The following is a 16,340-nucleotide window of genomic DNA, read 5'->3' as shown; positions in this document are numbered from 1 at the left end:
TGATAATTATTTTGTTATCTGATTAATGTAATCGTTCCTTTTTTCATCACTTTGGTTCCATCCGAAGAAATTACCTCAATCATGTAAACATAAACTCCGCTAGGCTGTGGTACGCCTCTGTAAGTTCCATCCCATCCTGTTGTTGTAGAATCAACCTGATAAATTAACTGACCCCACTGGGTATAAATATTCATCTTCACTGAAGCTATTGTTGTTCCGTAAACTAAGAATATATCGTTCTTACCATCATTATTTGGCGTAAATGCATTTGGAATATAGATTTCATTTCCTAACGGATTAGCAGCCTTAGCCGTTAATGCAGTTGAATTAGCACTAGTTTGACAAGCAATTTGACCTGTTGCCCTTACAACAATTGTTACGCTTTGGTCTGGTTTCAAACCAATTACCAAGTGTCTTGTCGCGTTTGCGCCTTCTGATGGTTGTTGCCATGTTAAACCATTATTTAATGAAATTTCGTAACCTGTTGCTCCAGTAACTGCATTCCATGCAAAGCTTATACTGTTCGCAGTTGTTGTTTCAACTCGAACCACTGGTGCGGCCAACACAGGAAGAACGGTGATTGTTATAGGTGTACGAATCGTACTCTTACATCCCGAAGCGTTGATGCTCTCTACATAAAATATAGTTGTACTTGTTATAACAGGCGTAGTAATAGTTGTTCCTTGACCAATTGATGTACCACCAGAACCTGCGGTAAACCAACTGTAAGTTAAGGTTGGATCTGGATTTACCACACTCAATGTTGCAGCACTTCCCGCACATATTGTATTACTCGCTGCACTTACTTGAGCCGGAGCTAACGGAACCGGAAGAACAGTAACATTTACCTGTGTTCTTGTTGCTGATACGCAATTACCAGATACAGCCTCTACATAAAAAACCGTATTTGTATTAACAGCACCAGTGTTAAAACTACTACCAGATCCTAATATGTTTCCTCCTGTCGCAGCATTATACCAATTATACGTGTAATCTGACTGAGCATTCGTTACATTTAATACAGTTGAGCTGCCTGAGCACACACTTACTGATGATGACGCAACCGATGTAGTACCCGGACGAGCATTAACGATGACCGCAACCATTGTACGCCCAGTAGAATTTGCACAACCTGCTGCTCCTACAGCTTGAACGTAATATGTGGTGTTTGCTGTAAGAATTGGAGTTGTGAAAGATGTACCGCTAAATAATAGGTTACCTCCAGTTGCACTGTTGTACCACTCATAAGTAATACCTGCTTGTGGATTTTGAATATTTAAAGTAGTAGCATCGCCAGAACAAATTGTTGTTCCAGTGTTTGATATTACCGGACTTGTTGGAACCGGACTCGTAGTTATGGTAACAACTCTTGCATTACCAACAGCATTTTCACATTTATTATCGCCTTTTACCGTTACATAATAAGTTGTATTTGTATTTAAGGACGGTGTTGTAAATGATGATCCAACATATGAAATATTTGTAAGCGCTGCATCACTATACCATGTAAATACTGGATTTGTAACTGATGTACTACTTGCTGTTAAAACTGCTGGATTGCCTGTACATACCGCCGTTGTTCCAGAAACTATAATATCTGTTGTTGTAGCTAATGGATTTACAGTAACGGTTACGACCTTCGCATCAACAGCAGCATTTTCACATTTGTTGCTGCCCTTTACGGTAACATATAATATTGTTGTTGATGTAACCGCGGTAATATTATAGGTTGGCCCTGTAAATACAGGAACAGTTAATGATGCATCACTATACCAGGTAAATACTGGTTGTGTAACGGTTAAACTTGAAGCCATTAAAGTTGTTGAGCTACCAGAACATACATTTGCATTATTAACTGTAATATCTGCAGCGGTAGCATAATCTTTAACGGTTACCGTTACCACAGCAGCAGAGCCTGAAGCATTTTCACAACTATTATCTCCTTTAACAGTAACATAATAAGTTGTTGTATTTATTAAAGGCGTGGTATTGAATGATGCCCCAACAAAAGCAACACTTGTTAATGCAGCATCATTATACCATGTAAATACTGGGTTAGTTACTGTGGTTGATGATGCCGATAATGATGCAGACACATTTCTACAGATGCTATTTAAACCTGTAACATTTATATCAGCTGCTGTTGAAATCCTGCTTGCTCTTACCGTTATAGCTCTTGAATCACCAACTTCATTTTCACATTTATTAGTTCCTTTTACGGTAACATAATATGTGGTTTCTGCAAGTAATGAAGGTGTGTTAAATGTTGCACCGCTAAAGGCAACGCTTGTTAGTGCAGCATCATTATACCAAGTAAAAACTGGATTTATTACCGTCGTACTACTTGCTGTTAAACTTGCAGAAGAACCCGAACAAATTGAGTTATTACCCGCTACATTTACGTCAGCTGCTGTTGATGATGGATTTATATTAATATTTATAACTGCGGCATTACCAACTGTATTTGCACAACGGTTTGTACCATTAACGGTAACATAGTATGTTGTTGCAGCAGTAATTTGAGGTGTTGTGAAAGTACTACCAACTGAAACTTGATTTGTTAAGGCTGCATCGCTATACCATGTGAATATCGGATTTGTTACCGTTGTACTGCTTGCAGTTAATGTTGTTATTCCGGCATCACAAAGTGACGTATTACCAGAAATTATGACATCGCTCGCTGATGCATTTTGATTTACATTAACCAATACAGCCGTTCTTGTAGTGTTTGCGCAACCCGAAATTGAGGCTGCTTCTACATAATAGGTATAACTACCTGGCGCTAGGCTCGCAGAAGTAATAAAAGTACCGCTATTGCTTACTAAAAGATTACCTCCCACTGGCGCATCATACCAGTTATATATAACTCCGGGCACTGCCTGTACATTAATTGTGGTTGAATTGTTTATGCAAACATTTACCGGATTAACCGATGCAATAACAGGGTTTGCTGGTGGCGCAGTAATTGTAACCACAACCCCAACTTTCGGGCTTTCACAACCATTATTACCCGTAGCCGTTACAAAGAAATTGTGGTTTCCAATTGGCAGGGTAGCATCAGTTAAATATGTGGTGCCTGTATTTTTAAATACATTATCCTGGTACCATCTGTATGTAGTATTAGGTTTTGGATTATTTACTGTAAGCAAAGCTGATGAACCTAAACAGGCTGTTGCAGTTACAGAACTAACCTCAGGAGAGGTAATTAGGCGCTGAGCATAATTAAGATTTACAGAAGTTAATGCGCCAACAATGCCGGAATACAACCTGATTTCTAATCCACTGAATTGTTTTGTTGGAACGAAACTTAAGATTGCCTCACTACCGTTTGAAGCCAATTCTAATTTTAAAAGCTGACTGCTTAATGTAATTTCATCAGCATTGCTGGTTAAATTGTTGTAAGTGGTTAACGTAATCCTTGGTAATACTGCGGCACTCAATAAGTTTGCCGGAGAAGATATTTTTACACGTAGTGTATCTCCGATATTTGATAATCCACCTGCAAATCCAACTCTTTGAAAAACATAGGCATTTGCTGCACCCGCAGTGATAAATAATGTTGATGCAGAGTTAATATCGGTATCAACCGCAGCAGCAGTATTAGAAACGCCAGAACCTATGCCCAAACTTGTAAAACCATCAGCTAATGCAACAGTAGCCGTTCCGCAATCTGTAGTTCCTGGAGTAGCAGGAATAACATTTACGGCAACTATTACTGCTGCTGAATTTCCACATAGAGAAGTTTCATTTCTAACATAATAATTTGTGCTTGAAGTTAAAATAGGTGTTGTAAATACCGCATCTGAGGATACTAAGTTTGTAAAAGCAGCATCGCTATACCACCTAATCGTACTTCCAACTATTGATGATGTAGCGGTTAAAGTTGCCGTATTACCAGAAATTATTGTAACCGAAGTTGAGGAAACTATTGGAGCATCAGGTGTTGCACCAACATTCAATGTTGCTGTAGCTCTTGTAACTGAAGTACCACAACTATTTACCGCCTCAACTGTATAAGTTGTATTAGCAGCGGCTGTAACTATTAATGTTGGTCCATCACTACCTGCAGAAACATTTGATGAATTATACCATCTATATATTACTCCTGGTATTGGGTTTTTAATTTGTAGGGTAACCTGACTACCAAGGCAAGCATTTATAGTTGATGATAACAATTCCGGAGTTGCAGGTGGTGCAGATAAGGTAACATTAACTGCAGTTTTTGCACTCACACAACCAGTCGAAGAAACTCTAGCAACAAAATATTGTGTACCTGCTGTTATGGCCGGTGTTGTATATGTATTTCCATCTGCCAAAGCATTTTGATTTGAATCAAACCACCTGTAAATTAAACCAGCAACCGGATTTGCAACCTGAAGAGTTGCTGTATTACCTAAACAAACAGCAATACTAGACGATACCACTTCTGGAGCAAGTTGTGTACGTTGCATATAATTTAAATTAATAGAAGAAAGGGCGCTTGCCACTCCAGAATTTAGCCTTAGCTCTGCTCCATCAAAAACAACTGATGGAATTAAAGTAATTAACGCTTGTGTATTTCCACTTAAAAGTTGAACATTTAGTAAGGCATCATTTAAACTTAAAGGATTATTGTTAGAAACACCATTTAAATACGTAGTAATTTGCACACTGCTTAATACACCTAATGATAATATTCTTCCAGGTGATGATATTAGCACTCTTAATGTATCTCCAACTCGAGAAACTCCTGGAAATGATAAATTTTGATACACTGATGCGCCCGCAACTCCTACAGGTAAAACTAATGTTGAAGCGGTTTGAGCATCATTATCTATTGCAAGATTTGGATTCACAACACCCGCACCTAAAGTAATACCAGAGAATCCATTGCTTTGAGTTGATGCGACTTCACACGGTACAATAACAGGCGTGCCTGTTCCGCTAATTGTTATAGTTACCTGAACTCTGCTTGCAGACGGGCAACCAGATGAAGAAACACTTTCTACGTAAAAACTTGTATTTGATATAATTGGTGGCGTTACAAAAGTTGCACCTGTAAATACCGGACTTGTGCCATTAGCGCTATCGTACCAGTTAAAGGTAATGTTTGTTTCAGATGATGTAGCTGATAATGTGGCGGTTTGTCCTGATGGAACTGATAATGATGAAGCCGTAACAACTGGAATTGCCGGAGTTGGATTTACCGTGATTATTGCTGCAACCCTGCTGCTGCTCACACAAATACCATTAGCAGCTTCTACATAATAAGTAATATTTGAGGTTAAAACTGGCGTTGTAAAAACACTGCCAGTAAATATTGGCGTTCCGCCGGTATCGCTGTCATACCAATTATATGTTAGTGAAGGATCTGGATTGCTTACAGAAAGTGTTGCTGATGAACCGATACAAGCATTTGCTACAGGTGCCAAAACCGGAATTGATATTGCAGGAATCACAGTTACCACTACTGGAATTCTTGCTGTATTTGTGCAATTTCCTCGGCTAACCTCAATGTAATAAATTGTAGTTGCTGTAAGCGATGGAGTTGTAAATGTCTCCCCAGAGGCTAAAATATTTCCCCCAGTAGGAGCATCAAACCAACGTAATGTAGTGCCACCATTGGCTGTGGCAGATAAAGAAACAGAAGTGCCTGCACATATTGTTTGCGTTCCACTAGTTATTGTTGGCGATGGGTAAACAATTGTTGCCCCGTAAATATCCAGGCTTGTAACTGCAGAAACTAAACCACCAACACGAACTTCAACACGATCGAATGGTCCGTTTGCAGGCAAAATAGCTTGAAAACGGCTGCCCCCCAAAAGCGCCAATCTTAACAGTGAAGAATTTAATGGATAACTACTAACAACTGTGTTACCATTCATTACGTTAACCGTAATATTTCCAAGTAAAGATAAATCTAACAAACCTGTTGGTAGGCCCAAATCTAATCGTACACTATCTGTGGCTGTTCCGGCAGTATTAAATATTAATTGTTGAAATCCAGTCGATAGTGCACCAACTGCTAATGTTATTCTTGTGAAATTATTAGGATTTGCATCTGTTGAATTTCCTGGTCCACTTATTCCACATAAAATACAAATGCCTGTTATACCCGAATTTTGAGTTCCTGCAGCATTACAAATTGTATTACTGCCACCTGTTATTACAGTAACAGTAACCGGAACACGAACGTTACTTGGGCAACCACTTGCATTAACGGTTTCAACATAAAAAGTTGTAGTTGTGGTTAAGGCAGGCGTGGTAAAATTAGAACCTGTAGCTAATTCTGTTCCATCGGTTTGTGTAGCAAACCAGCGTATTGTGTTGCCTGTGTCAGCGGTAGCACTTAAGGTTGTTGTTTGTCCTGAATTAATTACTTGATTATTCGTAGTGATTATTGCCGGGCTTGCAGATGGATTAATTGTTACATTAACTGCAATTCGGGCGCTTGTGGCAGTTCCTGAAATCGCCTCAACATAAAAAGTAGTATTAGAAGTTAATGCTGGTGTTGTAAATACACCATTGTTATTTGTTGCCAGAGGTGTATTACCTGTGGAAGCATACCAATTATAAGTTACACCGGCTTGAAGATTGCTAACATTTAAAGTTGCAGCACTTCCGGCACAAACTGATACACTGGTAACAACAGGTTGATTAACATTAACGACAATACTGTAATCTGTATTTACAACATTACCGATAGCATCAGTTCCGGTTAGAGAAACAGCAAAAGTTCCCCCCAACGTTGGTGTACCTGAGATTTCTCTAGTTGCTGTATTGAAAATTAATCCCGGAGGCAAATTAGAGGCAACGTAAGTATAAGGTGCAGTTCCTCCAGTTACGGCTGGTAAAGTTTGAGTTGGATAAACAACCCCAACCGTGCCACTCGGTAATGAAGCTGTAGGTAATGTTAATACTCCAATCACACTCAAAGGATATAAATTATTAGCAGTATTTCCTTGAGCATCTGTTACGGTAACCGAAACTGAATAATTTCCGGCTTGAGTTGGATTACCGGTTATTTCTCTTGTAGCTGGATTAAATGTTAAACCCGGAGGCAAGCCCGTAGCAACATATGTGTACGCTCCAACACCTCCGGTTGCTGATGGAATTACCTGTGTTGGATAGGTTGTACCTACATTCCCATTTGCTAAAACTGCCGAAGGTAATAGAAGCGGATCGGTTACTGTAATGATATAATTGGTTGTACTATTCCTTCCTTCAGCGTCGGTTACAATAACTGGAATGGTAAACGTTCCACTTGATGTAGGCGTACCAGTAATTTCCCTCGTAGCAGGATTAAATGTTAGACCAGATGGAAGACCGCTTGCAGCATAACTGTATGGGCCAACTCCACCTATAGCTGATGGGATTATTTGTGGTGTATACACCCTTCCAGTTACACCGCTAGCTAAGGTAGCAGCGGGTAAAACCAGTGGATCAATAACTTTAATTATATATGCTGAAGTAACCGAATTTCCGTTTGCATCTATAACCGTAACAGGAACTGTATAAGTACCAACAGTTGTTGGTGTACCAGTAATTTCTCTTGTGGTCGGTTCAAATATTAAACCCGGGGGAAGATTTGTTGCCGAGTAAATATATGGTTGCGTTCCACCAGTAGCCGCAGGAATAATTTGATTAGGATACAATGACCCAGTTATTCCATCAGGAAGTGTTCCAGGTGTTAAAACCAATGCATCAGTAATATCCAAATTATATGAAACTGTTACTGAACAACCACGACTATCAGTTGCAACAATTGAGAAACTGAAATTACCAGCAGAAGTTGGAATCCCAGAAATTGTACCGTTTGCAGATAAGGATAAACCTGCAGGTAGAGAACTTCCACTAGCCAATGCGTAAGAAAATGTTGGTGTTCCGCCTGTTGCTAAATCAATTTGTTTACTATACTGAAACCCAACTGTAGCATTTGCCAAAACCGTTGTATTAAAAACAATGGTTGGGTTTACTGTTATGGTAATTGGTACGCGAACCGATTCTTCAATACAACCAATTCGCCTTGCGGCAACATAATATATTTTATTTGCAGTTAAAGCAGGTGTTGTAAATGTGCCGTTAAAGGCAGTTGTGGCTAATACGGTTCCACCTTCAGCAACATCATACCAACGCAAGTCGTTTGTGCTAAGTGTAGTTGCCGACAAAGTTGCAGCAGAATTAAAACAAGCGTTAACAACATTCGAACTTGGTGCTACAAATGTTGGTCGGGCTGCTGTTCTGGTTAATCCATAAATTAAAATGGTTTGGGTTAGGTTAACGTTCAGCAAAGACGATAATGTAACCTGTACTCTATCGAAAGCAACACCAGGCGAAAATGGAATGGTTACAGGTTGTCCGCTACCTAAAGCATTTAATAAATCGACACTTAATAAATTCCCTGCTGATTGATTGAAAACCTGATTATTGCCATTATAGGCCGTAATGCTTAATCTGCTTAAAACACCCGCATTAACCAAATTTCCAGAAGCGCCTATTCTCAAATTAATTTCATCGCTTGTATTAGAAAGGGTATTAAAATAAAAATTCTGACTAATGGAGCCTGCAACACCCAAAGCACCCAAACTCAATTCAGCGTAATTTGTTTGGTTTGCATCTATGGCAAAACTTGGGTTAGTCACTCCTGCTTTACCCAAGCCTAAAGCATCAAGCGTTAAGCCATTTCCTTCAAAGCTTGTTGCAAAAGTTTGTGCACATGCATCAGTTCCTGAAGTATAAAATGCGTTGTAAACTTTCGTGTTATTTAGTGTTCCCAATAAAAGCGCACTCGTTACATCTCTAACAAAAACTTTATTATAATCTTGAGTTGGCCTAATTGCAACATAGAAATAGCCATTCGCATCTCTAACTAAACGTAAGTTAGAGCTTGTGAAACCATTAACACTCGACCCAGATAAAACTGTAGCACCGCTTGCGTTTCTTGCACCCACGTCAATCGAGTGATTACCTAAAGCCACCCCCCCAACAACGCTGCTTAATAAATTTCCCAAATTCCCAGCTAATAACTGATTTAAAAGCGTTGGGTCGGCATCTATTCTTACGTAGGCAACAGTACCAGCTGCAAGTGTAGTTGGAAACTGGAGCTCTATCTCTCCTGTATATGCTCCAATTCCAACTGCTAAACCACCAGATGATTTTACTGTTGCAAATGTAGTTTCATCTGCCGTGATGGCGTTGTTTGGGTTATCAACTGTTGGTGTTGTAAAACACCCTGAAAGCCCTAAGGTACCGCAACCCAATAAGCTAGACTGACCATTGCCCGATACCGAACTTACAGAATTGGCATAAATTTTACTTTGCCCATAAGATTTTAAACTTATGACCGTTATAGATAAAACGATTAGAAAAATTTGAATGAGAGGAATTTTCCCGAAACGGGAAAGTGGAGTAGAGTTTTTCATCATATCAGCGTTATTAGGTTTGATTTTTTGTTTAAGGAGCGAGAAGTTCATATCCCCCGAAGGAGTGTTTCTCATTCTATTTTCAAATCTACGGTAGATGTCAGCATTAAGTTTTATCCATTATTATTCATTAATCGGACATTTTCCTTCGTTCATTTTGTTCATAGGATATTTGTTACTTGAAATCATTTCGGCTATTGCATAATTTTGATGACATTAGCATCAACATCCTCTATTAATGAATACAAACGAATTGCTCTCTCAGCTTAGGAGGTTTGTTCTTATAAAATCCGGACTCAGAAACATTGATCCGGCTCATTGTAAGACTATTTCTGAGCTAATTTTTAAGGAAACCAAAAACTACGTTAGCGAAACCACAGTTAAGCGTTTTTTTGGCTTTGCTCAAACTCTGCATAAATTTTCCCTATTTACTTTAAATAGTCTGTCTCAATATATCGGATTTTCAGATTGGGAATCTTTCTGTAAGGAGAAAGAAAATGAAACTACAGATGTTGATGACGTTTGGCAGAATTTAAAAATCAGAACGCAAGCCATTACAGATACCTCATTAATTGCAAAAAAGAATAGTTCTGGTGTCCCTTTTGATGCCACCTCAAAACGTAATTTTCTTTACAGTGATTTTGATTACTTCTTAAAAAACGATTATCAGTTCACAACCATAAGCGCCCAACCAGGGCAAGGAAAATCTATTTTACTTGCGCATTTAATAGAAAATTTTTTTTATAATGATGATGCACCATACAAATCAGATATTGTTTTGCTTATAAACTCTGGTACAATCAGCGATATAATCCAGAACGGATTATCATTAAAAGATTGGTTTTTAAAGGAATTTAAATTCCCAGGACTTAGTGAATTGATTTCATATTTTGTCAAAAATCCTAAAAATTGTAAAGGCCGTATTGTAATAATTGTTGATGGTATCGACCAGTATTTATCTATTAATGAATACTTTAAAACATTAATTGAACTTTTGTATAGCGTTCAGCATAATAATTTTATAAAAATTGTATTGGGCTTAAGAGTTAACAATTGGGTTAATTTACAGCCTGCTATTACAGGTTCAGCATTTTTAACAAATGCATGGTATAAAGGCTTATTTTTTGATGATGATAATAACACAAATGTACCATCACTAAATACAGAAGAAATATTATTCACTTTAAGTAAAATTCAAGGTAAACCAATTCTTGAGAGTGATTTGCATCCTGGCTTACTACTGCAGTTTAAAACACCATTCTGGTTACAAATTTACTATAAACTTAAACAAGAGATAAAAACGCTCGAGCTGAGTAACCAATTGCTCTGCCTGGAATTGATTAATTATTTTCTGGAAAACAAAATTTTCCTATCTAAAAACAGCACCGAGAAAATATTTATTCTAAAAGAAATTAGCAGGGAAATATCAAAAGGGGCTGTATGTCACCGGGTTTCAAAAGAAAATATTCTCAACTATGCCAATTCGTATCCAGAGGCTTATCAAGAACTTTTGTATGGAGGAATTTTAATTGAAGAAAAAAGACTTACAACATCAATTCCTACAGAAATAGTCAAGTTTTTGAATGATGATATTTATACTTATTTCTTATTTCTTCAATTAACTGAAAAATTCAATTTTAAACCTGATAAGAATTTCTTCGAAGAAATTTTAACAAATTATTCGAAAGAACATACTTTAAGAGGACATTTATTAAACTGGAGTATTAGGTTTTGCATCAATAGAAATGAAATAAAAGCACTTAAAAATATATTTACCTTACCATTTACTAACGAAGAAAAAAATAAAGCGTTTAACTTCATCTGCGATGTTGCACTATTTGAATTAAGTAAACCCGACTCTAAATTTAACGCCCATACCATCGACATTCAATTTATTGATTTGATAGTGAGTGGAAGAATAATGAGCAGCCATTATAAATCCATAATTAACCAACTATCAGAAAAGGTTTTTGATGAGAATATACAAATTATACTTAATGTTATAAGTTGTGGTATTTCAATTGTTGATATGGATAAAGTTGGGCTTGCTGAAAGTATGCAGATACTAAAACGCTACAATAGAGAACTATTAGAACTTTTCCCTATTAATCCGTACGATTTAATTACGTTCTTCAATAATGTATTGGTTGGCAAACCAAATAATAGCAAAACCTTATTAGAAAAGATTGATACACTTTGCCATAACACTACTAAAAGTAAGCCATTGCCGAACAAAATGTTAAGCAGTTATGAAATGATAACTTACCGACTGGCAATTATTGTTCTTTTCAGCAATAAGAATTTCAATGAATGCTCAATGCTGTGCGAAGCCATCATTAAAAAATACCCAAAGATTTTTTATCTGCGTTCATCTGTGTTTTCATCATTTTTATTGATTGCAATAGCACAAAACTGTTTAAAATTAAACAAATTAAAAACCACGCAAAGGATTCTTAATCTGTTTGGAAAGCTACTTGATAGTCCGCATGGTTACCATACGCCATACATACTTGCTTCGTATATTTTGGCTAAAGCGAATTTTTCTAATTACACGGGCAATTATAAAAATGTAATTGCCGAGGTTGATAATGGTATGAAACTTGCAAATCAGCACAAACTTCAAATTTTCGAAATCTCTTTTCAGCTTGTAAAAATTGATGCGCTAAAACATATTAGTGATTCTGAAAGTGTATCGCAGGCAATTAAAGACTTGTTAAATTATTTAGCCCTAAATAAACTTACCATGCCTGATTTCGTTAACCTAAACGGCGAAAAATTCAGTCATACTTTTAAGATTCTCAAATCTTATAAATCCAATTAGCATACAATTGATTTATTTCTACTAAATCGATTTGTAACAGTTTCAACGCATCTTATTCCGAATAATAGAAACTAGCGAAGTATTTATTATTTTCGAAATAAAAAAAGAAAACCAATGAAAAAATCGCTATTTCTTCTTGCAGCATTCGCAATCTTTTGCGGAACAGCTTTCGCACAAGAGGCAAACACACTAACTAAAAAAGAAATAAAAAAAGGCTGGAAATTACTATTTGATGGTAAATCGTTAAATGGTTGGCACACTTATTTAAGAGATACAGTAGGTTCAAAATGGACTGTACAAAACGGTGCAATTGTATTCGACCCATCAAAACCAAGAAATGGTGGCGGTGATATTGTAACCAATGAAGAATATGAAAACTACGAATTAAACCTTGAGTGGAAGATTTCAAAAGGTGGTAATAGCGGTATTATTTTCGATATACAGGAAAGCCCAAAATTTAGAGCGACATATTTAACTGGACCTGAAATGCAGGTTTTAGATAATATTGATGCCGATGATAATAAAAAAGAAAATCATCTAGCCGGATGTTTATACGATATGGCAGGTGATGCATCAGTTTCTAAACCAAAACCTGTTGGCGAATGGAATAAAGTTCGATTAATACAAAACAAAGGACATTTGACTTTTTATTTAAATGGAATAAAAACTTTTGATGGCCAGATAGGAAGCGATGAGTGGAACAAATTAGTAGAAAACAGCAAATTTAAAGATAAAGCATTTGCAAATTTTGCGAAGGTTGCAAAAGGTAAAATTGCACTACAAGAGCATCCAGGTTCGAGCCAATGGAGAAATATTAAGATTAAACAACTTTAGTTTTTATATAAAACATTAAAAGGATTGGTATACAACCAATCCTTTTTTTATGCGGTAATTGTCGTATTTGACTTTTAATTTGTCGCAAACAAATAACACATTTCGCTTTTGATAGTTTAATTTAGAGTTAAATAAAACCATCAATTATGTCATTCCAAGGATATCTTAAAACAATAAAAGAAAAAACCGGATTAACACCAGCAGAGCTGAGAACTAAAGCAGATGAAAAAGGCTTTACTATAAACGGATCATTAAAGTCCACAGTTAAAGCAGGTGAAATTGTTAGCTGGTTAAAGGAAGATTATGATTTAGGCCATGGTCATTCGATGGCTGTTTACGCTTTACTCAAAGGAATTAAAAACGAAGACAGCAAATAAATTGTTTTATTCTCATCATTCTCGCAAAAGTCGAAATCCTAAAGCTTCGTGTAAATCGCTTTGGTATTCCTAGTAAATTGGGATTGATGACTGTTCAAAATATAATTTAAAGAAGGCAAACCCTCTTATACATTCTCTTTTTTATCAGCTAAAATTATATCTATTTAACATCAAATGAGTAGGTTCCGGCGCCTAATTCCAACTTTGAACCCACAATTTTTCCATTTAAATACACCTGTTTGCCAGCAACTTGAGGGATAGTAATACTCGCAGTTGAATTTGCAGGGATTTTAACATCATACTTTACGCCATTTTTATTTTTCTTCCATGAAGATAAAATTGTACCAAACGGGCTTTCATGGCTTGCCGTAAAATGTTCCAAACCTTCTACAAAATTCGGCTGAAGCAAAATGTTTTTGAAACCTGGTTGCTTTTCGTCTATCTTAATTCCGCCGATGCCTTTAAACAACCAGCCACCAATTTCACCAAACATCATATGGTTATCAGAAATATCTCTTGTTGCCTTCATATCCCAATTCTCATGTAGTGTAGTGGCGCCGTTTGCTATCCACCAACCCCAACCCGGATAAGTATCTTGTGCAGCGAGCTTGTATGCGGTTTCTGCTTGCCCGTTATCACTCAAAGCGTTTAAAACTGCCTTAGCACCTAAAACGCCAACGTCGATATGCATACCATCTTCGGCAACTCTTTTTGCAAGGTTTTCGGCTAATTTTTGGCGATACCTATCTTCAACAATATTCCATTGCAATGCCATACTTAATTCAGTTTGAACACCAGAACCATAGCTAACCGTTTCGGCATTAAAATACTTGGTGTTTATGGCTTGTTTAATTTTTTTTGCCAATGCACTATAAATCAGGTAATCGTTTTGTTTATTAAATAATTTAGCTGTTTTGGCTAAAATATCAGCATCAACATAAAAATAAATTGATGAAGTATATTCCAGATTTGAAGTAGATTTTACCGGAACCCAGTCGCCCCGTCCGAAGGTGGTTAAGCCATCTTTGCTGATGTTGTTTACATAATCAACATACTGTTTAATGTTTTTATAATTATCGGCAAGTGCTTTGGTATCCCCATAAAACATATAAATATTCCATGGAATTATTGCAATGGTACTCGTCCAGTCGGTGCCATTTGCGGTACCATAACCCCAGCCTCCGGTTGGTATAATATCTGGTAAAACACCATTAGGTTGTTGCTCATCGCGATGGTCGCCCAACCACTTTTCGTAAACCGTTACCGCATCAAAATTGTACAATCCGGTTTCTATAGCAAAATGTCCGTCACCCGTCCAGCCATTTTTTTCCCTTTGCGGACAATCGGTTGGAAAACCAAATAAATTAGATAAATAAGAGTTATTGGTTGCCCACCAAATTTTATCAATTAAGGGATTTGATGATGATATTTTACCAGTTGCAGGTACATCGCTGTGCATAAAATAAGCAACAAGATTTTTTTCATCTAACTTTATTGGATTGCTTGATGTAATTTCTACATATTGAAAACCTTTGTAGTTGAACAAGGGCATAAACTCCTCTTCCCCATCTCCATTTAAAATAAAAATATCGGTTTGAAAAGGGTCTGTATTATCTTTAGGGCGATAGTAAACATCGATATTAGATAAATCTGCACGACCATTTGCAAATAAACGTTCAGCGTGTTTTAGCTTTATCACCGTTCCTTTTGGTCCGGAAACCTTTATTTTACTTACACCTGCAATATTTCTACCCAAATCATATAAGTAAGTCGTATCGTTAAATTTGCGAATGTTTTTAACTTTAATTTCTTCGACATTACGAATTGGATGCATGGTTTGAGAAACGATGTTTTTTGAAGGAGCTGCCCTGAGGTTTATTCCCCGCCATTTTGAATCATCAAAATCAACTTTATTCCATCCCATTTGTTCCAATCTTGCATCGTAATGTTCAGCCGTATAAATATTATTAGAGATAATTGGCCCAAAACTCGTTTTCCAATCACTGCCTGATGTTATGGTTTCTGTTGTACCGTCGGTGTAAGTAATCCTTAAATCCAGACAAAATGCTGGTCTTGCCCTCCATGGCGCTTTATCAAAATTCCATACCGCCATAGCCTGATGGTTATACCATCCATTCCCCAAGATAACGCCAACCGCATTTTTTCCCTGCTGCAGATTTTTAGTAACATCGTAAGTAACGTACAAATTCCTCCTGTCGAAACGGGTATACATTGGATCTAATCGATGGTTACCAACCTTCTCTCCATTCAAATAAAGTTCGTACAAGCCTGAAGCAACAATATATGCCCTTGCAGATTTTACCTGTTTTACCGGTTCAAAAACTTTCCTAAAATATGGCGCCTGACGAGCGTTTATATCACTTCTATCACTAATCCAGGTTCCTTTCCAATTTTCTACACCCATCATTCCGGTTTCAAAACTTGAAATTTTTGAAGACACCAACTTATTGTCTTTATCTAAAACTTCTACCCTCCAGAAATATTTTGTAAATGGCGCCAAAGCTCTGCCTTTGTAAGTAATCAAACTATTTCCAGAAATTACTTTTTCGCTATCCCACTGAACATTCATTTTACTTTTGAGTTGTAAAGAATCTGTACCAACAATAACCCGGTAAGCGAGTTGAATAGCTCCTTTTCTGTTGTCTTCCATCATCCATGATAAACGTGGGTTTGGATTATCCACCCCAATGGGATTTTCTAAATGTTCGCACTTAAGCTTTAAAATTTCGGCTGCACTAACACATGATTGATTGACTATGAATATAAGTAGGTATAAAAATATTATCTTATTTAGGAGTGAACTCATTTTATTACTTTAAGAATGAATATGTGGTTAGTACAGATTATAAAACGTTTTACTAATATGATGTAATATGCAATTTTTAT

Annotated in this window: 5 protein-coding genes; 3 read left to right on the top strand and 2 right to left on the bottom strand. The window is 36.9% G+C overall.

Annotation, left to right across the window (positions count from 1 at the left end; all coding sequences use genetic code 11):
- Positions 1 to 14 precede the first annotated feature (14 nt).
- Entirely contained in the window at positions 15 to 9,476 is a 9,462-nt protein-coding gene (locus QWY86_RS17865) for an Ig-like domain-containing protein (RefSeq protein ID WP_290244076.1), read from the bottom strand.
- A 163-nt stretch (positions 9,477 to 9,639) separates the two neighbouring features.
- Between QWY86_RS17865 and QWY86_RS17860 the strand changes: the two genes are divergently transcribed.
- From QWY86_RS17860 to QWY86_RS17850, 3 genes are all read left to right on the top strand, one after another.
- Complete coding sequence (locus QWY86_RS17860) at positions 9,640 to 12,222, top strand: hypothetical protein (RefSeq protein WP_290244075.1); 2,583 nt, start codon at positions 9,640 to 9,642, stop codon at positions 12,220 to 12,222.
- Positions 12,223 to 12,336: 114 nt separating this feature from the next.
- Positions 12,337 to 13,056 (top strand): 3-keto-disaccharide hydrolase, encoded by a 720-nt coding sequence (locus QWY86_RS17855; protein ID WP_290244074.1) that lies wholly within the window; start codon positions 12,337 to 12,339, stop codon positions 13,054 to 13,056.
- A 146-nt stretch (positions 13,057 to 13,202) separates the two neighbouring features.
- Positions 13,203 to 13,433 carry a DUF4287 domain-containing protein gene (locus QWY86_RS17850; RefSeq protein WP_290244072.1) on the top strand — a complete coding sequence of 77 codons (231 nt, stop codon included), beginning with the start codon at positions 13,203 to 13,205 and terminating at the stop codon, positions 13,431 to 13,433.
- 160 nt (positions 13,434 to 13,593) lie between these two features.
- Here QWY86_RS17850 and QWY86_RS17845 read toward each other — a convergent pair whose 3' ends face one another.
- A complete protein-coding gene (locus QWY86_RS17845; protein ID WP_290244070.1) occupies positions 13,594 to 16,137 on the bottom strand; it encodes an alpha-L-rhamnosidase in 2,544 nt (847 codons plus the stop codon).
- Positions 16,138 to 16,340 lie beyond the last annotated feature (203 nt).

Source organism: Pedobacter aquatilis, assembly GCF_030409415.1.
Taxonomy (GTDB): Bacteria; Bacteroidota; Bacteroidia; order Sphingobacteriales; family Sphingobacteriaceae; genus Pedobacter; species Pedobacter aquatilis.
This window is presented reverse-complemented; position numbering and strand designations above follow the sequence as displayed.